The following is a 19,768-nucleotide window of genomic DNA, read 5'->3' as shown; positions in this document are numbered from 1 at the left end:
TATTCTGGAGAATTTATTATGGCGAAAGAATTTGGTCGCCCGCAGCGTGTGGCGCAGGAAATGCAGAAAGAAATCGCACTCATCCTGCAACGCGAAATCAAAGACCCGCGTGTTGGCATGATGACCACCGTATCGGGTGTTGAGATGTCCCGTGACCTGGCGTATGCCAAAGTATTCGTGACTTTCCTTAACGACCAGGACGAAGCGGCTGTGAAAAACGGCATTAAGGCCCTGCAGGAAGCATCTGGTTTTATCCGCTCCCTGCTGGGGAAAGCGATGCGTTTGCGTATCGTGCCTGAACTGACCTTCTTCTACGACAACTCGTTGGTTGAAGGGATGCGTATGTCTAACCTGGTGACCAGCGTGGTGAAACATGACGATGAACGTCGTGTGAACCCAGCGGACGACAGCAAGGAGGACTGATGAGTCGTCCTCGTCGTCGTGGTCGCGACATTCACGGTGTCCTGCTGCTGGATAAGCCGCAGGGCATGTCCAGCAATGACGTACTGCAAAAAGTAAAGCGCATCTACAATGCCAACCGTGCGGGTCATACCGGCGCGCTGGATCCGCTGGCGACGGGCATGCTGCCCATCTGCCTCGGTGAAGCGACGAAGTTTTCGCAGTATTTGCTGGATTCTGACAAACGCTATCGCGTAGTAGCCCGCCTGGGGCAACGTACTGACACCTCTGATGCCGATGGGCAAATCGTGCAGGAACGTCCCGTAACCTTCAGCGCAGAGCAACTTGCGAGCGCGCTGGAGACTTTCCGCGGCGATATCGAGCAGATTCCGTCAATGTATTCGGCGCTGAAGTATCAGGGTAAAAAGCTGTACGAATATGCGCGTCAGGGTATTGAAGTGCCGCGTGAAGCGCGCCCGATTACCGTCTATGAGCTGCTGTTTATTCGCCATGAAGGTAACGAGCTGGAGCTGGAAGTTCACTGCTCCAAAGGTACCTATATTCGCACTATTATCGACGATCTGGGCGAGAAGCTCGGCTGTGGTGCGCACGTAACGTATCTGCGTCGTCTGACGGTCAGCAAGTATCCGGTGGATCGTATGGTGACGCTGGAACACTTGCGCGAGCTGGTTGAACAGGCTGAGCAGCAGAACATTCCGGCCGCTCAGTTGCTTGATCCCTTGCTGATGCCAATGGACAGTCCAGCATCGGACTATCCTGTTGTTAATTTGCCTTTAACATCGTCGGTTTACTTTAAAAATGGTAACCCGGTACGTACGACAGGTGTCCCGCTGGAAGGCCTGGTGCGTGTGACGGAAGGCGATGACGGCAAATTTATCGGCATGGGGGAGATCGACGATGAAGGTCGTGTCGCCCCCCGTCGCCTGGTGGTTGAATATCCGGCATAACGCTCTCTGTCTTGCGATAAAAGGGCGCTGCGAGTAGAATACTGCCGCTTAACGTCGCGTAAATTGTTTAACAATCTGCGTGGCGTACACTGGGATAGCTGAATTAGAGATCGGCATCCTTTCATTCTTAACACTTTGGAGTTTTAAAATGTCTCTAAGTACTGAAGCTACCGCTAAAATCGTTTCTGAGTTTGGTCGTGATGCAAACGACACCGGTTCTACCGATGTTCAGGTTGCTCTGTTGACTGCACAGATTAACCACCTGCAGGGCCACTTTGCAGAGCACAAAAAAGATCACCACAGCCGTCGTGGTCTGCTGCGCATGGTTTCTCAGCGTCGTAAACTGCTCGACTACCTGAAACGTAAAGATGTTGCACGCTACACCGCGCTGATCGAGCGTCTGGGTCTGCGTCGCTAATTCTTTCGAGTTTCAGAAAGAGGGGGCCTTCATGGCCCCTTTTTTCCAGCAGATGGCAGCAATTCGCTGGAAACTAATGTATTGTTGCTATGAATGATCTTCCGTTGCAGAGGTTCGCGCGGCTAATGAGAGGCTTTACTCATGCGTATGGGTTAGGGTTGTCATTAGTCGCGAGGATGCGCAGAAGATCGGGTATTAACGATGGCGCAAAAATGTGCCGTCAAAAAATAGAGAAAGGATATTATTTTGCTTAATCCGATCGTTCGTAAATTCCAGTACGGTCAGCATACCGTTACGCTGGAAACCGGCATGATGGCGCGTCAGGCGACTGCCGCTGTTATGGTTAGCATGGATGACACTGCGGTATTCGTTACCGTTGTTGGCCAGAAAAAAGCGAAACCAGGCCAGGACTTTTTCCCGCTGACCGTTAACTACCAGGAGCGTACCTACGCTGCTGGCCGTATCCCGGGTAGCTTCTTCCGTCGTGAAGGCCGTCCGAGCGAAGGCGAAACTCTGATCGCGCGTCTGATTGACCGCCCGGTTCGCCCGCTGTTCCCGGAAGGGTTCGTTAACGAAGTTCAGGTTATCGCGACCGTTGTTTCTGTTAACCCACAGGTTAACCCGGATATCGTGGCAATGATCGGCGCATCCGCTGCGCTGACGCTGTCTGGCATCCCATTCAACGGCCCGATCGGTGCTGCACGTGTTGGTTATATCAATGACCAGTACGTACTGAACCCGACTCAGGATGAACTGAAAGAAAGCAAGCTGGACCTGGTTGTTGCCGGTACCGAAGCTGCCGTACTGATGGTTGAATCCGAAGCTGAACTGCTGAGCGAAGACCAGATGCTGGGCGCTGTAGTATTCGGTCATGAACAGCAGCAGGTTGTTATTCAGGCTATCAACGAGCTGGCGAAAGAAGCTGGCAAACCGCGTTGGGACTGGCAGCCAGAAGCCGTCAACGAAGCGCTGAACGCGCGCGTTGCCGCACTGGCAGAAGCTCGTCTGAGCGATGCTTACCGTATCACTGACAAACAAGAGCGTTATGCTCAGGTTGACGTGATCAAATCTGAAACCATCGCGACTCTGGTGGCTGAAGATGAAACCCTGGACGCTAACGAACTGGGTGAAATCCTGCACGCTATCGAGAAAAACGTTGTTCGTAGCCGCGTACTGGCAGGCGAGCCGCGTATCGATGGCCGTGAAAAAGACATGATCCGTGGTCTGGACGTGCGCACCGGCGTTCTGCCGCGTACCCACGGCTCCGCACTGTTCACCCGTGGCGAAACTCAGGCGCTGGTCACTGCGACCCTGGGCACCACCCGTGATGCGCAGAACCTCGACGAACTGATGGGCGAGCGTACTGACAACTTCCTGTTCCACTACAACTTCCCTCCGTACTGCGTAGGCGAAACCGGTATGGTCGGTTCTCCGAAGCGTCGTGAGATTGGTCACGGTCGCCTGGCGAAACGTGGCGTGCTGGCAGTAATGCCGGAACTGGACAAATTCCCGTACACCGTGCGTGTGGTTTCTGAAATCACCGAATCTAACGGTTCTTCTTCCATGGCTTCCGTATGTGGCGCTTCCCTGGCGCTGATGGATGCAGGCGTGCCGATCAAAGCGGCCGTTGCAGGCATCGCGATGGGTCTGGTGAAAGAAGGCGACAACTATGTTGTTCTGTCTGACATCCTGGGCGACGAAGACCACCTGGGCGATATGGACTTCAAAGTGGCGGGTTCCCGCGACGGTATCTCTGCACTGCAGATGGATATCAAAATTGAAGGTATCACCAAAGAGATCATGCAGGTTGCTCTGAACCAGGCTAAAGGTGCGCGTCTGCACATCCTGGGTGTGATGGAACAGGCGATTAACGCGCCGCGTGGCGATATCTCTGAATTCGCGCCACGTATCCACACCATCAAGATCAGCCCGGACAAGATTAAAGACGTTATCGGTAAAGGCGGTTCTGTTATCCGTGCCCTGACCGAAGAGACTGGCACTACTATCGAAATCGAAGATGACGGTACTGTGAAGATCGCAGCGACCGACGGCGAGAAAGCGAAATATGCTATCCGTCGTATCGAAGAGATCACCGCAGAGATCGAAGTAGGTCGTATCTACAATGGTAAAGTGACCCGTATCGTTGACTTCGGTGCCTTCGTGGCCATCGGCGGCGGTAAAGAAGGTCTGGTACACATTTCTCAGATCGCTGACAAGCGCGTTGAGAAAGTGACCGATTACCTGCAGATGGGCCAGGAAGTACCGGTTAAAGTTCTGGAAGTTGATCGCCAGGGCCGTGTACGTCTGAGCATTAAAGAAGCAACTGAGCAGTCTCAGCCTGCAGGCGAACCGGAAGCTCCGGTAAGCCAACAGGGCGAGTAAGGTTGCCATTGCCCTCCGTGAGAGCGGAGGGCCTTTAACCCGGCAGGACGCCTTGTTAGCAACCGGGGAACCTGGACGTTCATTCAATCGTTGTCTTCGGGAGTGGGAAATGAAGCCTTTTTTGCGCTGGTGTTTCGTTGCGACAGCACTCACGCTGGCTGGATGCAGTAATTCCGCCTGGCGTAAGAGTGAAGTCCTCGCAGTACCATTGCAACCGACTTTGCAGCAGGAAGTGATTCTGGCACGTATGGAACAAATTCTTGCCAGTCGGGCTTTAACCGATGACGAACGCGCACAGCTTTTATATGAGCGCGGAGTGTTGTATGATAGTCTCGGTCTGAGGGCACTTGCGCGAAATGATTTTTCACAAGCGCTGGCAATCCGACCAGATATGCCTGAAGTATTCAATTACTTAGGTATATATTTAACGCAGGCAGGCAATTTTGATGCTGCCTATGAAGCGTTTGATTCTGTACTTGAGCTTGATCCAACTTACAACTACGCGCACTTAAATCGCGGTATCGCATTGTATTACGGCGGTCGCGACAAGTTAGCGCAAGATGATCTGCTGGCGTTTTATCAAGACGATCCCAATGATCCTTTCCGCAGTCTGTGGCTTTATCTTGCCGAGCAGAAGCTCGATGAGAAGCAGGCTAAAGAAGCGTTAAAACAACGCTTCGAAAAATCGGATAAAGAGCAATGGGGATGGAACATTGTCGAGTTCTACCTGGGCAACATTAGCGAAGCAACGCTGATGGAACGCCTGAAGGCGGACGCAACGGATAACACCTCGCTCGCTGAGCATCTCAGTGAAACCAACTTCTATTTAGGTAAGTACTACCTAAGTCTGGGGGATTTGGACAACGCTACAGCATTGTTCAAACTGGCGGTGGCTAACAACGTTCATAACTTTGTTGAGCACCGATACGCATTGTTGGAATTATCGCTCCTGGGCCAGGACCAAGATGACCTGGCAGAATCGGACCAGCAATAGCTGACGTACACATCAGCCCGTAATCTTTTTTGATTGCCATCACCTTCACGGGTGAGGGCGTTGTTGTTCGTTAATACACCTACTTTGAGCCGGTTCACACTTTTCAATGAAAATTGCAGATCAATTTCATGATGAGTTATGTAGACTGGCCGCCATTAATTTTGAGGCACACGTACTACATGGCTGAATTCGAAACCACTTTTGCAGATCTGGGCCTGAAGGCTCCTATCCTTGAAGCCCTTAACGATCTGGGTTACGAAAAACCATCTCCAATCCAGGCAGAGTGCATTCCGCATCTGCTGGGCGGTCGCGATGTTCTGGGTATGGCCCAGACCGGTAGCGGCAAAACGGCAGCGTTCTCTTTACCGCTGCTCAACAATCTTGATCCTGAGCTGAAGGCACCTCAGATTCTGGTGCTGGCACCGACCCGCGAACTGGCGGTTCAGGTTGCAGAAGCCATGACGGATTTCTCTAAACACATGCGCGGCGTGAACGTGGTAGCCCTGTACGGCGGCCAGCGTTATGACGTGCAATTACGTGCCCTGCGTCAGGGACCACAGATCGTCGTCGGTACGCCGGGCCGTCTGCTGGATCACCTGAAGCGCGGTACTCTGGACCTCTCCAAACTGAGCGGTCTGGTACTGGACGAAGCTGATGAAATGCTGCGTATGGGCTTCATCGAAGACGTTGAAACCATCATGGCGCAGATCCCGGAAGGTCATCAGACCGCTCTGTTCTCTGCCACCATGCCGGAAGCGATTCGTCGTATTACCCGCCGCTTTATGAAAGAGCCGCAGGAAGTACGTATTCAGTCCAGCGTCACTACCCGTCCTGACATCAGCCAGAGCTACTGGACTGTATGGGGCATGCGTAAAAATGAAGCGCTGGTGCGTTTCCTGGAAGCAGAAGATTTTGATGCGGCGATTATCTTCGTCCGTACCAAAAATGCGACCCTGGAAGTTGCAGAAGCGCTGGAGCGTAGCGGTTATAGCAGCGCTGCACTGAACGGCGACATGAACCAGTCTCTGCGTGAGCAGACTCTGGAGCGTCTGAAAGATGGCCGTCTGGATATTCTGATTGCAACCGACGTTGCGGCCCGTGGCCTGGACGTTGAGCGTATCAGCCTGGTCGTTAACTACGATATCCCGATGGACTCCGAATCTTACGTTCACCGTATCGGTCGTACCGGTCGTGCGGGTCGTGCTGGCCGCGCGCTGCTGTTCGTTGAAAACCGCGAGCGTCGTCTGCTGCGTAACATCGAACGCACCATGAAGCTGACCATTCCAGAAGTAGAACTGCCGAACGCAGATCTGCTGGGCAAACGCCGTCTGGAAAAATTCGCCGCGAAAGTACAGCAGCAGCTGGAAAGCAGCGATCTGGATCAGTACCGTGCTCTGCTGGCGAAAATGCAGCCGGAAGAAGAGCTGGATATCGAAACGCTGGCAGCCGCACTGCTGAAAATGGCTCAGGGCGAACGTCCGCTGATCCTGCCGCCAGATGCGCCGATGCGTCCGAAACGCGAATTCCGCGACCGTGACGATCGTGGTCCGCGTGACCGCAACGATCGTGGCCCGCGTGGTGACCGTGAAGACCGTCCGCGTCGTGAACGTCGTGACGTTGGTGATATGCAGCTGTACCGCATTGAAGTGGGTCGTGATGACGGAGTTGAAGTCCGCCATATCGTTGGCGCGATTGCTAACGAAGGTGATATCAGCAGCCGTTACATCGGTAACATCAAGCTGTTTGCTTCCCACTCCACTATCGAACTGCCGAAAGGTATGCCGGGCGACGTGCTGCAGCACTTTACCCGTACCCGCATCCTGAACAAGCCGATGAACATGCAGCTGGTTGGCGATGCCGTACCGCACACCGGTGGTGAGCGTCGTGGCGGTGGTCGCTTCAGCGGCGAGCGTCGTGAAGGCGGTCGCGGTGAAGGCCGTGGTTTTGGCGGTGAGCGTCGTGAAGGCGGTCGTGGTGATGGTCGTCGTTTCAGCGGCGAACGTCGTGAAGGTGGTCGTGGCCCGCGCCGTGACGATTCTTCTGCTCCGCGTCGTGATGACTCTGCTGGTCGTCGTCGTTTCGGCGGTGATGCATAAGCCTTTTAGCTTTATAGCTGTAAAGTAAAATATATGGCCCCGATCTCAACAATCGGGGCTTTTTTTATTTCAATTGTACTCGTGTACTGGTACAGTGCAGCACATTGAGATGTAGTCACAATATAAATGACTGGAGAGATGGCTAAATGGCAACACTTACCACCACCCAAACGTCACCTTCGCTGCTTGGCGGCGTGGTGATCATCGGCGGCACCATTATTGGCGCGGGGATGTTCTCTCTGCCGGTGGTCATGTCCGGGGCGTGGTTTTTCTGGTCAATGGCGGCGCTGATCTTCACCTGGTTCTGCATGCTGCACTCCGGGCTGATGATCCTTGAAGCCAACCTCAATTACCGGATTGGTTCCAGCTTCGACACCATTACCAAAGATCTGCTGGGCAAAGGCTGGAACGTTGTTAACGGCATCTCTATTGCCTTTGTGCTCTACATTCTGACCTATGCCTATATTTCAGCGAGCGGTTCGATTCTGCACCACACCTTTGCCGAGATGTCGCTGAACGTTCCGGCGCGCGCGGCAGGTCTTGGCTTTGCGCTGCTGGTCGCGTTTGTGGTGTGGTTAAGCACCAAAGCGGTTAGCCGTATGACGGCCATTGTGCTGGGGGCAAAGGTCATTACCTTTTTCCTAACCTTCGGCAGCCTGCTGGGACACGTTCAGCCTGCCACGCTGTTTAACGTGGCGCAGAGCAATGCTTCATATACACCGTACCTGCTGATGACGCTGCCGTTCTGTCTGGCGTCGTTTGGTTATCACGGCAACGTCCCGAGCCTGATGAAGTATTACGGCAAGGATCCCAAGACCATCGTTAAGTGCCTGGTATACGGCACGCTGCTGGCGCTGGTGCTGTATACCGTATGGTTGCTGGGTACGATGGGGAATATTCCTCGTCCGGAATTTATTGGTATTGCGCAGCAGGGCGGGAATATTGACGTGCTGGTCCAGGCGCTGAGCGGTGTGCTGAACAGCCGTAGTCTGGATCTGCTGCTGGTGGTGTTCTCCAATTTTGCGGTCGCCAGTTCCTTCCTCGGGGTGACGCTGGGCCTGTTTGACTATCTGGCTGATTTATTTGGTTTTGATGACTCCGCAATGGGACGTTTTAAAACCGCATTGCTGACGTTTGTGCCGCCAATTGTCGGTGGCCTGCTGTGGCCGAACGGTTTTCTGTACGCCATTGGCTATGCAGGTTTAGCTGCAACTATCTGGGCTGCCATTGTGCCAGCGCTGTTGGCACGTAAATCCCGCGAACGTTTCGGCAGCCCGAAATTCCGTGTCTGGGGCGGTAAACCGATGATTGCCCTGATTCTGGTCTTCGGCGTCGGCAACGCGGTTATCCATATCCTGTCGAGCGTTAACCTGCTGCCAGTGTACCAGTAGAAAAATTGCCCGGTGGCGCTACGCTTACCGGGCCTACAGAGATTGAGTAGGCCGGATAAGGCGCAGCCACCATCCGGCACAAATTGTACTACCCCAACAATTCCTGCTTCACATCCATCGCCAAATCAAATGAGTGTAGCCGCGCCTGGTGATCAAAAATCTGGCCGTTAACCATAATTTCATCAGCCTGGGTTTCACGCAAGATAGCCTCCAGCCCGTGTCGCACTTTCGCCTTATCACCGACCAGCGACATGCTTAGCGCCTGCTGCACGCCATACTGTTCAGAAGCGGACCACAGTTGATGCATATTCTCTACCGGCGGCGGTAGCTGGCCGGTTTCGCCACGACGGAGTTTCATAAACGCCTGCTGCATCGAGGTGAAAAGAAATTCGGCATCGCGATTACTGTCGGCGGCAATGATGTTGATGCATACCATTGCATACGGCTTTGCCAGCCGCGCCGAAGGTTTGAACTGGCTACGATACAGATGCAGCGCCTGATGCAGCATATCCGGAGCAAAGTGCGAGGCGAAGGCAAACGGCAGGCCAAGCTGTGCCGCCAACTGTGCACTATACAAGCTGGAACCTAATAACCAGACTGGGATCTGCTCGCCGTATCCAGGCACCGGGCGTACATGGGGGTTCGGGTCGCGGGCGTCGAACCAGTCCACCAGTTCTGCTACATCGCGTGGGAAGTTATCGATATCTCCACTCATATGGCGACGCAGCGCGCGCATCGTTGGCTGATCGCTCCCCGGCGCGCGGCCAAGCCCGAGATCGATGCGTCCCGGATACAGTGTATTTAGGGTACCGAACTGCTCGGCGATCACCAGCGGCGAATGGTTGGGCAGCATCACGCCGCCAGAACCCAGATGCAGCGTGGTGGTATTGGCAGCCAGATAACCAATCAGAACTGAGGTTGCGGCGCTGGCGATGCCAGTCATGTTGTGATGTTCTGCCAGCCAGTAGCGGTGATAGCCGCGCTTTTCAGCCAGCCGGGCGAGATCAAGCGAGTGCGTAAAGGCTTCTTTTGCCGAAGATCCTTCAGGGATCGGTGCCAGATCCAGCACCGAGAACGGAATAGTTTTGTCAGTCATAACGGCTCACTTTGTTACCGGTTAATCATTTAATACTGCATTAAAATTTGATTAACGTTGTTAACAAAGTGAGCTTTATGAGACTGACGGCAAAAACAATGCCCGATGGCGCTGCGCTTATCGGGCCTACGGGATCGCTATTTGTAGGCCGGATAAGGCATTTATGCCGCCATCCGGCGAGGTTTTATCAGGATTGCAGCTCCAGCCCGGCCAGACGTTTCCAGTAACCGTTGCAGTCGCTATGAGCGGCGAGCGGTAATGGGGCAGTGCCATTTTCATTGGCGCGGAAGGCATCAAGCATATCGAATGTTTCCGTGCCAGAAGGGGACAGACGCACAATATCCACCAGACCCTGCATGGATGTCAGCTCGTTGCCGAGGTTATAAACATAGCCGCTCATGGTCTGGATCCCGTTGAGAACAAAGACCTGCTGATTCTCCTGCGACAGCACATCTCGCCCGTTCGGGTATTTGATGCAGCAGGTTTCACATTCGTCTTTTGGTCGGTCTTCGGAGCGCGCCGTAAAGCAGCGGGCAGAGTACGCCAGCGGCAGATGGCCGTAGCTCAATACCTCTACTTCAAACTTATCGCGGATAGCCAACTCTTCACATTGGTTGAGCAGATTGATCAGCCAGTCGCGAGATAATTCTACCGGCATACACCAGCGCACCATCCCTTGTTTGAGCAGTAAACGCAGCGTCACCGCGTTGTAGCAGTTGAGCGCGTGTCCGGCGACAAACGGCAGCTTACGCTCGGCGCACATGTTTACCACGCCGAGATCGCTGGCTTCCAGCAGGAAGTCGCCGTTTTCAACGTAGCGCTTTAATTCACCCAGTTCAGACGAGGCTTGCACCAGTGCCAGCGTTGACAGCACCACCTGTTTACCGCTGCCAGCGAGCGACTTCGCCATATCGATCCAGTCGCTCACTTTGGTGGCACGGCGTTTACTGCATACCGCTTCGCCAAGATAGATAATATCGGCCTGGCTGGCGGCGGCTTGCTGATAAAAATCTTCCAGCGTTTCTTTTGGCCAGTACCACAGCACCGGCCCTAAGGAATATTTCATTGCTTCTCTCACTGCCATTTACGGTGATACGCGCCTAGCGTGGTCTGCGTGCCTTCGGACATGGAACCGAGCGTTTCCATCCATGCCGCCTGTGGTGCGTAGTTTTGCGGGTCGGCTATACAGCGGTCGATTGCCTGACGCCACACTTTCGCCACCTGGCTGACGTAGGCCGGGCTACGCTGGCGTCCCTCGATTTTTACCGAGGCAATATTGGCCGCCAGCAGCTCCGGCAGCAGCTCCAGTGTGTTCAGGCTGGTGGGTTCTTCCAGCGCATGATAGCGCTCGCCGTCAACCAGATAGCGGCCTTTACACAACGTCGGATAACCGGCGTTTTCTCCGTCCTGATAGCGGTCAATCAGCACTTCATTCAGACGGGATTCCAGGCCCTGTTGGGTCTGCTGCCAGCGAACAAAACGCGCGGGAGAGCAGGCGCCAACCGTGTTAGGCGATTCGCCCGTCAGGTAGGATGAAAGATAACACCGGCCTTCCGCCATAATGCACAAACTCCCAAAGGCGAACACTTCGAGTGGAACAGGCGTGACGCGAGCGAGCTGTTTCACCTGATGAATAGACAACACGCGCGGCAGCACCACACGGGCGACATCAAAGTTGCGATGATAAAAATTAATCGCCTCTTCGTTGGTAGCAGATGCCTGAACAGAGACATGGCGCTCAATATGCGGATAGCGCTCTGCGGCATACTCAAGCATGGCAAGATCGGCAAGGATCAGCGCATCCGCACCCAGTTGCGCCGCCATATCTACGGCACGCTGCCAGCGCGCATAACCATCCGGATGCGCAAAGGTGTTAATCGCGATGTGCAGCTTACGGCGGTGTTGATGGACAAAACTCACCGCTTCCTGCAATTTTTTCTCGGTAAAATTAAGGCCGGCGAAATGACGGGCGTTGGTATCATCTTTCAGCCCGATGTAGACAGCATCAGCGCCGTTCTCGATGGCCGCCTTAAGCGCCGGGAGATTTCCGGCAGGGCAGAGCAGCTCCATAATTTATCCTGAACGTTGCGCCGTGAAAGGCGCAGAAATGTTAACGAAGAGGGATTTTAGTTAACCTTGCTGAGACAATTTTTGATTTGAGGCAGTTAAAGTCGTATTGGTGACAGCAATAAAGAGGTAACAATTTCGCATCGAATTGTTGATTTATGCCGCTATGTCGTTTATTTGATATGGCAAAATAGCAGGACTATTGAAACAGGGAGTAAAGCTCGTGTTGGATAAACTGCGTTCACGCTTAGTACATTTTGGTCCTTCTCTGATGAGTGTACCGGTTAAACTGACGCCCTTTGCGCTGAAGCGCCAGGTCCTGGAGCAGGTTCTGAGCTGGCAGTTTAGCCAGGCGCTGGCTGATGGAGAGCTGGAGTTTCTCGAAGGCCGCTGGTTAAGCATCCATGTACGTGACATTGGTCTCAAATGGTATACCTCTGTTGAGAACGATAAACTTATCGTCAGCCAAAATGCCGATGCGGATGTGAGTTTTAGCGCTGACGCCAGTGACTTACTGATGATTGCGGCACGTAAGCAGGATCCGGATACGCTTTTCTTCCAGCGTCGCCTGGTAATTGAAGGTGATACAGAATTAGGGCTGTATGTAAAAAATCTGATGGACGCCATCGAGTTGGATCAGATGCCTAAAGCGCTGCGCGTCATGCTGATGCAGTTGGCGGACTTTGTTGAGGCGGGAATGAAAACAACGCCAGACACCAAACAGACCTCGGTAGGTGAGCCATGCTGATTCGAGTTGAGATTCCCATTGATGCCCCTGGTATTGATGCGTTGCTGCGTCGTTCATTTGAGAGCGATGCGGAAGCGAAATTAGTGCACGACCTGCGTGAAGATGGTTTCTTAACGCTGGGTCTGGTTGCGACCGATGACGAAGGTCAGGTAGTGGGTTACGTCGCGTTTAGTCCTGTCGATGTTCAGGGCGAAGATCTGCAATGGGTCGGCATGGCGCCGCTCGCGGTGGATGAAAACTACCGGGGGCAGGGGCTGGCGCGTCAGCTGGTCTATGAAGGACTCGATTCCCTGAACGAGTTTGGCTACGCCGCAGTGGTTACGCTGGGCGATCCGGCACTGTACAGCCGCTTTGGCTTTGAGCTGGCAGCGCATCATGACCTGCGTTGCCGCTGGCCGGGCACCGAAAGCGCGTTCCAGGTTCATCGCCTGGCGGACGATGCGCTGGAGGGCGTGACGGGCCTTGTGGAATACCACGACCACTTCAATCGTTTTTAACATCCGGGGCTTGCAGGCTGCTCAGTAGAGCCTCAAGCCCTTCGCCTTCTACAAGGCGCTCTTTCTGACGCTTTGTGAGCTGTTTGACGCGATACTCGATGCGCAGAGCCAGCGAACGGTCGCCGACCTGCGCCGCAAATGCCAGGGAGAGTTCCCCCTTTCCACGCAGCGCCTTCGCGCCTTTTCCGCTCTGATGTTGCTTATATCGGCGCTCCACATCGGTGGTTATTCCGGTGTATAAGGCGTTGTCCGCGGTACGGATCAGGTACAGATACCAGGGTGTCATTGTCACCATCGACGTGATAATTTTCAGGCCTACAGTATAAAAGAGAACAGAAATGGAAACACTGACTGCGGTGACCCGCTGGCTGGCGAAGCAGCATGTCGTGACCTGGTGTGTACATCATGAGGGTGAATTGTGGTGCGCGAATGCGTTTTACCTGTTTGATGCTCAGAAGATGGCATTCTATGTGCTGACCGAAGAGAAAACGCGCCATGCTCAGATGTCCGGCCCGCGCGCGCCCGTTGCTGGCACGGTAAACGGCCAGCCCAAAACGGTCGCCCTGATTCGTGGGGTACAGTTTAAAGCGGAAATCCGCCGTCTTGAGGGAGAGGAGAGCGACGTTGCGCGTAAAGCGTATAATCGCCGCTTCCCCGTGGCCAGAATGTTGCCTGCACCCGTGTGGGAGATTCGGCTGGATGAAATCAAATTCACCGATAACACGCTGGGCTTTGGCAAAAAGATGCTCTGGCTACGTGATTCACGCCCCGAGAATACGTAATGCCTCACGGTTAAACGCCGGAAGATCGTCCGGTGTTCGGCTGGTTATCAGCTGATCGTTATCATTCACCATTTCCTGATCGTAAAATTCGGCGCCCGCGTTTTTTACGTCAATGATGATAGGTTTCACGGCGGTAAGTTTACGGCCACGAATGACATCCGCGCTGATCAGCAACTGTGGGCCATGGCAGATAGCAAACACCGGCTTGCCGCTGTTAACAAAATCCCGGGTAAAGGTCACGAAACGGTCGTCCCCGCGCAGGTAGTCCGGGGAGTGACCGCCTGGCAGTAGCAGGGCGTCAAAATCGGCAGGGCGCACATCCTCGATTGCTTTGTCGATGGTGACGCTGGCTTCACCTTTTTTCCCCTTCACCGTTTTTCCTGCCTGTTTTTCAATGGTGATGACTTCATGCCCGGCCTGGCGGAATTCTGCTGCTGGTGATGTAAATTCTGAATCTTCAAACTCATCAGTGATTAAAACGGCAATCTTCTTGCTCATGTTTCCTCCGTTGAGTTGGTTGCGAATAAGGCAGAATTTCCATGTTGACGGATAATTACCTCACGGACTATTAAGTCTGGTCGCTAAGGCTGAGAGTGCAAGACGGACAATTCTGTAAAGGAGCGAGGATGAGTCAGGTGTTAATAACAGGCGCAACGGGGCTGGTAGGCGGAAATTTGCTGCGTATGCTGCTTAATGAACCCCGGGTCAACGCCATTACGGCGCCGACGCGTCGACCGCTGGCTGATACGGTTGGCGTTTATAATCCCCATGATCCGCAGCTAACCGATGCTCTGGCACAAGTCACCGATCCGGTCGATATCGTTTTTTGTTGTCTGGGAACCACCCGACGTGAAGCCGGCTCGAAAGAGGCGTTTATCCACGCTGACTATACGCTGGTGGTGGACACCGCCCTGACGGGACGTCGGTTAGGCGCTCAGCATATGCTGGTGGTGAGTTCGATGGGCGCGAATGCGAATTCACCGTTTTTTTATAACCGGGTGAAAGGGGAAATGGAGCAGGCGTTAATCGCGCAGAAATGGCCGCGCCTGACGATTGTCCGACCTTCGATGCTACTGGGAGAACGGGATAAGCAGCGGACGAATGAGAAGTTTTTAGCGCCGTTGTTCAGGCTGCTGCCGGGTAACTGGAAGTCGATTGACGCGCGGGATGTTGCACGGGCAATGTTGGCAGAAGCGCTGGCGCCAGGAGATGAGGGCGTTACCATCCTGACCTCTTCCGAGCTACGCGAAAGGGCAAAATAAAATGCCGGGTGGCGCTGACGCTTATCCGACCTACAAACGATGACGTCCTGTAGGCCGGATAAGACGCCCATGCGTCGCTATCCGGCATCGGTATTACTTAATAAACGTAAAGGCCGTAGTGACGCGTTTCACGCCGCTTACCCGGCTGGCGATATCTGCCGCCGCCTTCGCTTCACGTTCAGTAACCAGACCCAGCAGGAACACTTCCCCGTTCTCGGTGGTGACTTTCACGTTAGAGGATTTCACCTGATCGCTGGTCAGCAACTGGGAACGTACTTTGGTGGTGATCCAGGTATCGTTGGACGCATCGCCCAGACCGATTGGCTGACCCTGACGGATCTCATTAAAGACCTCAGTGGTACCTTCTACGCCCATTGCAATCTGTTTTGCCCGCGCAGACAGTTCGCTATTCGGTGACTGACCGACCAGCAGAACCTTGCCCTGATAGGCGCTAACGTTGATACGCGCTTCTTTCTTGATCTGGGCATCTTTCGACAACGCCGTATTGACGCGTAATTCCAGGGTTCCGTCATCTACCTGAGTGCCGACACTACGCGGATCCGTCGCGGCTTTAGTCCCGACGGCTGCGGTTCCGACCACGGCGGCAGCTACACAGCCTTGCAGCAGCAGTGCAGCGATAATCACAGCAAGCGGCGAAAATGCCTTCATGTGTACTCCTTAATCATCCTGGTGAGGAAAAAGCGTGTTATCGATGAGATCGCAAAGGCAGTTGACCGTCAGCATATGCATTTCCTGAACGCGGGCACTGTGGTGTGAGGGAATGCGGATTTCAACATCCTGCGGCCCCAGCAATCCGGCCAGCTCCCCTCCGTCATACCCGGTCAGCGCGACGATTGTCATGTCGCGTGTCACGGCGGCTTCAACAGCTTTTACGATATCGCGGCTATTACCACGCGTAGAGATTGCCAGCAGAACATCACCTGCATGTCCCAGCGCACGGACTTGTTTTGCATAAACTTCGTCGTGCAGGCGATCGTTGGCAATCGCAGTTAAGACCACATTATCAGTATTTAGTGCAATAGCAGGTAAACTTGGTCGTTCCGTTTCAAAACGATTGATCATGCTGGCAGCAAAATGCTGTGCGTTGGCAGCGGACGTCCCATTACCACAACAGAGAATTTTGTTGCCATTGAGCAGGGACTGAACCAGCGTCATGGCTGCACGGGAGATCGCATCCGGGAGCGCTTCAGCCGCAGCTATCTGAGTTTGAATGCTTTCTGTAAAGCAGACTTTAATTCTATCTAACACGCTAATCCTTAAGAACCAGGCTCTGAATCTTCAACTATGAGCGGTCGTTGAACGCGTCTTTAAACCACTCAACATCATTTCCGGTGAAGGCTAACACATCGAACCGGCAATCCACAGTATCAAAACTCCCATTGTGGCGCGCAAGCCACAAGCGGGCGGTCTGTAATAATTTGTGTTGTTTGCTCCGGGTCACACTCGCCGCCGCGCCGCCAAACTGGGCTGAACGCCGATAGCGAACTTCAACAAATACGGTGGTGTTGCCTTCACGCATTATCAGGTCGATTTCGCCGCCACGTTCGCGCACGTTGGCGGCGATGAAATGCAGTCCCTTGCTGTGCAGCCAGTCACGCGCAACAGCTTCCCACGCGTCACCGGTCTGTTTACTCGTTAACTGGCGGGGACGACCTGTCCTTGCTGGTATTTGAGCCATGATAACTTCCTGTTAATCACACAATCCTGATTTGCGGTTAATGCGCCAGTGTTGCCGTTAATTTCGAAGCCCTGCACCTGACGCATTTGCGAGAAGTGGTTGGCAAGCGACCAGGCATCGACACCCATTGCGTACATACGCGCCAGCGAGTAGTCGTTACGCACCGCGCCAAGCGCCTGCTGCATGAGAGGCGTGTTAGCGCCTGCCAGCATTGGGATTTCGCTGTACTGCAAGCCTTCCATTTCCAGACGGAAGTCCGGGCCAGCGGTTCCCTGAGCGCTACGGGAGCTGGCATACAGCGATGCTCCGCTCTGGCTGCCGTTACGCATGGCGATCATCGGTTTAATAAAGGCGATTTCTTCCGGCGTCGCCAGAATATACACGGCGTCAACACGACCACTGCCGCCGGTGATTTGTGCATCTGTAGGCGCTGCCGGAATCGTCAGACCGCCAATCGTCACGCCAGGCTGCGCAGGTACAGAAGAGGCTACCGGGCTGCCCGTCAGGGAAATGCCAGAGCCGCCGTTGACACCCATTTTCAGCTCAGCCGTGGAGCCGAACTTCTGCTGCAGCACTACGCCGCCGCCCAGTTTTTGCCATTCCTGTGCAAAAGCATTAGCCACGCGATCGCCTAACGAACTGCGTGGGAGCAACAGCAGCGGCGTTTGTTTGCCTTGATCACGGATGTGGCGTGCGGCATCGCGCGCTTCATCTTCTGGCGACAGGGCAAAGTAGCAGACGTTCGGCAGGTTTTTCACCGCCTCCGGCTGGTTAAGCGCCAGGACGTTCAATGGCGTGTTGCTTTTCATCAGCTCTTCAACATTATTCTTCAACAGCGGGCCAACCACGATGCTGGCGCCATCCTGCTGTACCTGGGTCAGGATCTGATTCAGCGGCTGCGACGAGGTGTCGTAGATTTTCAGCTCAGCGGACGGATTTGCCGGCGCGCTGGCGGTTGTTGGTTGTGCAGGCGCTGTTGGCTGTGGGGCTGTCGTTTCTGGCTGTGCAGGCTCCTCATTGGTCAGATCGCTTACTGACGCCTGAGAAGGGCTGGCAACACCGTCTGTCGTTTGCGGTTGTTCCGTAGTCGCCATGGCTGCTGTATCTGCAGCAGGCGCGGCAACAGCTGGGGCTGCTACGGGTTGAGTGCCCATGTTTTTCGCAGCTTCAAAGCCTTGCTGGATAGTACGGCCAAATACAGCGGCCTGACCGTTCAGCGGCAGCAGCAGGGCAATTTTGCTGGTGGAAGCTGGCTTAAAGCTCTGCACGTTAACCAACTGCGTTGGCAGCAGTTTTGCCCCCGGGTTTTGTGGGTAACGTTTTTGCCAGTCGGCAATACCGGCTTTCATCATGTCCGGGTCGTTACGGTTATCGAACCAGACGCGCTGGAGGTCCAGCCAGCCTTGCAGTACGTTTTCATCAGCATTGATGACCAGCGTCTGAGCTTGTTCCTGGGTCATGGACGACAGCGCTTGCCAGGTTGCATCTATGTTTTTCTGCTTAGCGTTCGCGGCCAGCAGTGGTTCCTGTGCGATCAGGGCGCGCAGCAGAGTCAGCGACGGGCGGCCCTGATTGGCGTCGATTTGCGCCTGCCAGTAACGCGCCTGCTGGTTTTGGTCGAAATCGGCGGGCGTGAGTTTATCCAGCAGGGCCTGTGCTCCCGCGACATCTTTCTGCGCGAGTTTGATCTCGACGGCCAGCAGTGACTGCTCACGACGCTGGGCATCGTTTAGCTTCTGCGGTAACTGGTTGAACAATTCGATAGCCTGCTGGCTCTTGCCTTCTTTCAGCAGTGCACGAATGGCGAGTAATTGCCAGTTGGTCTTGCTATCATCTGAGCTTTGCTGCATCTGTTGCAGATAAAAGCCGGAATCAGCCTGCGCAGTGCCCTGCATATGGGCTGCACTCTGGTCTGGCGCCTGGGTGCCACAGCCTGCGAAAATCAATGCTGCCAGAATGACTGGTAGCGCGCGCGCGGCTTTCAAACGAGAAAATGTTGAGGGTACCATACTGTATCCAGTGATATTTTTTTTACGCAATGCTCAATATTAAATCGGCAATACGGACGACACAATGAAACAACACGAATCGGCGGATAATTCTCAAGGCCAACTCTTTATTGTACCTACTCCTATCGGAAATTTGGCTGATATTACCCAACGAGCGCTCGAAGTTTTACAAGCCGTTGATTTAATTGCCGCTGAAGACACTCGTCATACCGGATTATTGTTACAACATTTCGCGATTAACGCCCGTTTGTTTGCCTTACACGATCACAATGAGCAACAAAAAGCCGAGACGCTGGTGGCAAAGCTTAAAGAGGGGCAAAACATCGCGTTGGTTTCCGATGCCGGAACGCCGCTGATTAACGACCCAGGCTACCACCTGGTGCGCACCTGTCGCGAAGCAGGCATCCGCGTGGTACCGCTGCCTGGCCCGTGCGCGGCGATTGCCGCGCTGAGTGCTGCTGGTCTGCCGTCTGACCGTTTTTGCTACGAAGGTTTCCTGCCTGCGAAATCAAAAGGCCGCCGCGATGTGATGAAAGCCATTGAAGCAGAACCGCGTACGCTTATTTTTTATGAATCCACCCACCGTTTACTGGATAGCCTGGAAGATATGGTCGCCGTCTGGGGAGAATCCCGTTATGTGGTGCTGGCACGCGAACTGACCAAAACCTGGGAAACCATTCACGGCGCGCCGGTCGGCGAACTGCTGGCGTGGGTCAAGGAAGATGAAAACCGTCGTAAGGGCGAAATGGTGCTGATTGTCGAAGGGCATAAAGCGCAAGAAGATGACCTCCCGGCTGATGCGCTGCGTACGCTGGCGTTGTTACAAAAAGAGCTGCCGCTGAAGAAAGCGGCGGCGCTGGCAGCGGAAATTCACGGCGTGAAAAAGAATGCGCTGTATAAATACGCGCTGGACCAGCAGGGGGAGTAAAAAGACTGAGATTAAACGTCTGCTTGTCGGAA

22 protein-coding genes are annotated in these 19,768 nt (G+C 54.2%); 13 read left to right on the top strand and 9 right to left on the bottom strand.

Annotated elements, in window-relative coordinates; all coding sequences use genetic code 11:
- The first annotated feature begins 18 nt into the window (after positions 1 to 18).
- The 8 genes from rbfA to mtr all read left to right on the top strand — a co-directional run bounded on the left by rbfA (position 19) and on the right by mtr (position 8,648).
- Positions 19 to 423, top strand: a complete 405-nt coding sequence (gene rbfA, locus FDX11_RS23945) for a 30S ribosome-binding factor RbfA (protein ID WP_003024988.1) — start codon at positions 19 to 21, stop codon at positions 421 to 423.
- Positions 423 to 1,367, top strand: coding sequence for a tRNA pseudouridine(55) synthase TruB (truB, locus tag FDX11_RS23940; protein WP_042311264.1), 945 nt, complete (start codon positions 423 to 425; stop codon positions 1,365 to 1,367). Before rbfA ends, truB begins: the two co-directional genes overlap by 1 nt.
- Before the next feature lie 148 nt (positions 1,368 to 1,515).
- Positions 1,516 to 1,785: a 30S ribosomal protein S15 gene (gene rpsO / locus FDX11_RS23935; protein ID WP_000059465.1), complete on the top strand. Its 270-nt coding sequence runs from the start codon at positions 1,516 to 1,518 to the stop codon at positions 1,783 to 1,785.
- A 246-nt stretch (positions 1,786 to 2,031) separates the two neighbouring features.
- Positions 2,032 to 4,167, top strand: a complete 2,136-nt coding sequence (pnp, locus tag FDX11_RS23930; RefSeq protein WP_005131812.1) for a polyribonucleotide nucleotidyltransferase — start codon at positions 2,032 to 2,034, stop codon at positions 4,165 to 4,167.
- Between the two features lie 109 nt (positions 4,168 to 4,276).
- Positions 4,277 to 5,161, top strand: coding sequence for a lipoprotein NlpI (gene nlpI / locus FDX11_RS23925; protein ID WP_003024982.1), 885 nt, complete (start codon positions 4,277 to 4,279; stop codon positions 5,159 to 5,161).
- Between the two features lie 106 nt (positions 5,162 to 5,267).
- Positions 5,268 to 5,348, top strand: coding sequence for a protein YrbN (gene yrbN / locus FDX11_RS23920; RefSeq protein WP_010723222.1), 81 nt, complete (start codon positions 5,268 to 5,270; stop codon positions 5,346 to 5,348).
- Entirely contained in the window at positions 5,341 to 7,257 is a 1,917-nt protein-coding gene (gene deaD, locus FDX11_RS23915; protein WP_137349702.1) for an ATP-dependent RNA helicase DeaD, read from the top strand. Before yrbN ends, deaD begins: the two co-directional genes overlap by 8 nt.
- Positions 7,258 to 7,403: 146 nt before the next feature.
- Positions 7,404 to 8,648 (top strand): tryptophan permease, encoded by a 1,245-nt coding sequence (gene mtr, locus FDX11_RS23910; RefSeq protein ID WP_061382515.1) that lies wholly within the window; start codon positions 7,404 to 7,406, stop codon positions 8,646 to 8,648.
- Between the two features lie 88 nt (positions 8,649 to 8,736).
- Here mtr and FDX11_RS23905 read toward each other — a convergent pair whose 3' ends face one another.
- From FDX11_RS23905 to FDX11_RS23895, 3 genes are all read right to left on the bottom strand, one after another.
- Positions 8,737 to 9,744, bottom strand: coding sequence for an LLM class flavin-dependent oxidoreductase (locus tag FDX11_RS23905; protein ID WP_061382514.1), 1,008 nt, complete (start codon positions 9,742 to 9,744; stop codon positions 8,737 to 8,739).
- Between the two features lie 187 nt (positions 9,745 to 9,931).
- The gene (locus FDX11_RS23900) at positions 9,932 to 10,828 is read right to left on the bottom strand and encodes a U32 family peptidase (protein ID WP_137398637.1); all 897 of its coding nucleotides are present in this window, start codon (positions 10,826 to 10,828) and stop codon (positions 9,932 to 9,934) included.
- A complete protein-coding gene (locus FDX11_RS23895; RefSeq protein ID WP_006687898.1) occupies positions 10,819 to 11,814 on the bottom strand; it encodes a peptidase U32 family protein in 996 nt (331 codons plus the stop codon). Before FDX11_RS23895 ends, FDX11_RS23900 begins: the two co-directional genes overlap by 10 nt.
- A 220-nt stretch (positions 11,815 to 12,034) precedes the next feature.
- Here FDX11_RS23895 and FDX11_RS23890 point away from each other — a divergent pair, with 220 nt between their 5' ends.
- Complete coding sequence (locus FDX11_RS23890) at positions 12,035 to 12,559, top strand: SCP2 domain-containing protein (protein ID WP_042311251.1); 525 nt, start codon at positions 12,035 to 12,037, stop codon at positions 12,557 to 12,559.
- Positions 12,553 to 13,056 carry a GNAT family N-acetyltransferase gene (locus tag FDX11_RS23885; RefSeq protein WP_003024966.1) on the top strand — a complete coding sequence of 168 codons (504 nt, stop codon included), beginning with the start codon at positions 12,553 to 12,555 and terminating at the stop codon, positions 13,054 to 13,056. Before FDX11_RS23890 ends, FDX11_RS23885 begins: the two co-directional genes overlap by 7 nt.
- On the opposite strand, the gene FDX11_RS23880 is transcribed toward FDX11_RS23885, so the two are convergent.
- On the bottom strand, positions 13,043 to 13,351 hold the full coding sequence (locus tag FDX11_RS23880; protein ID WP_094301043.1) for a GIY-YIG nuclease family protein: 309 nt from the start codon (positions 13,349 to 13,351) through the stop codon (positions 13,043 to 13,045). The genes FDX11_RS23885 and FDX11_RS23880 overlap by 14 nt on opposite strands.
- A gap of 43 nt (positions 13,352 to 13,394) precedes the next feature.
- Between FDX11_RS23880 and FDX11_RS23875 the strand changes: the two genes are divergently transcribed.
- Positions 13,395 to 13,838: a YhbP family protein gene (locus FDX11_RS23875; protein ID WP_137398636.1), complete on the top strand. Its 444-nt coding sequence runs from the start codon at positions 13,395 to 13,397 to the stop codon at positions 13,836 to 13,838.
- Here FDX11_RS23875 and FDX11_RS23870 read toward each other — a convergent pair.
- Positions 13,818 to 14,336: a type 1 glutamine amidotransferase domain-containing protein gene (locus FDX11_RS23870; protein ID WP_038634164.1), complete on the bottom strand. Its 519-nt coding sequence runs from the start codon at positions 14,334 to 14,336 to the stop codon at positions 13,818 to 13,820. The genes FDX11_RS23875 and FDX11_RS23870 overlap by 21 nt on opposite strands.
- Positions 14,337 to 14,464: 128 nt before the next feature.
- On the opposite strand from FDX11_RS23870, the gene FDX11_RS23865 reads away from it, so the two are divergent.
- Complete coding sequence (locus FDX11_RS23865; RefSeq protein WP_061382511.1) at positions 14,465 to 15,100, top strand: NAD(P)H-binding protein; 636 nt, start codon at positions 14,465 to 14,467, stop codon at positions 15,098 to 15,100.
- A 93-nt stretch (positions 15,101 to 15,193) separates the two neighbouring features.
- Here FDX11_RS23865 and dolP read toward each other — a convergent pair whose 3' ends face one another.
- Genes dolP through FDX11_RS23845 form a run of 4 tightly spaced genes read right to left on the bottom strand, consistent with a single transcriptional unit; the run spans position 15,194 to position 18,808 of the window.
- On the bottom strand, positions 15,194 to 15,769 hold the full coding sequence (dolP, locus tag FDX11_RS23860; protein WP_003024954.1) for a division/outer membrane stress-associated lipid-binding lipoprotein: 576 nt from the start codon (positions 15,767 to 15,769) through the stop codon (positions 15,194 to 15,196).
- Between the two features lie 9 nt (positions 15,770 to 15,778).
- Positions 15,779 to 16,369 (bottom strand): DnaA initiator-associating protein DiaA, encoded by a 591-nt coding sequence (diaA, locus tag FDX11_RS23855; protein WP_003024948.1) that lies wholly within the window; start codon positions 16,367 to 16,369, stop codon positions 15,779 to 15,781.
- Between the two features lie 34 nt (positions 16,370 to 16,403).
- Entirely contained in the window at positions 16,404 to 16,799 is a 396-nt protein-coding gene (locus tag FDX11_RS23850; protein ID WP_038634160.1) for a YraN family protein, read from the bottom strand.
- Positions 16,757 to 18,808 carry a penicillin-binding protein activator gene (locus tag FDX11_RS23845; RefSeq protein WP_137398635.1) on the bottom strand — a complete coding sequence of 684 codons (2,052 nt, stop codon included), beginning with the start codon at positions 18,806 to 18,808 and terminating at the stop codon, positions 16,757 to 16,759. Before FDX11_RS23845 ends, FDX11_RS23850 begins: the two co-directional genes overlap by 43 nt.
- 64 nt (positions 18,809 to 18,872) lie before the next feature.
- Between FDX11_RS23845 and rsmI the strand changes: the two genes are divergently transcribed.
- The gene (rsmI, locus tag FDX11_RS23840; RefSeq protein ID WP_042311238.1) at positions 18,873 to 19,736 is read left to right on the top strand and encodes a 16S rRNA (cytidine(1402)-2'-O)-methyltransferase; all 864 of its coding nucleotides are present in this window, start codon (positions 18,873 to 18,875) and stop codon (positions 19,734 to 19,736) included.
- Positions 19,737 to 19,768: the final 32 nt, after the last annotated feature.

The organism is Citrobacter sp. wls714, assembly GCF_005281025.1.
In the GTDB taxonomy this organism is placed as follows: Bacteria; Pseudomonadota; Gammaproteobacteria; order Enterobacterales; family Enterobacteriaceae; genus Citrobacter; species Citrobacter werkmanii.
Note: the sequence above shows the minus strand (reverse complement) of the source record. Positions and strands in the feature narration are given on the sequence as shown.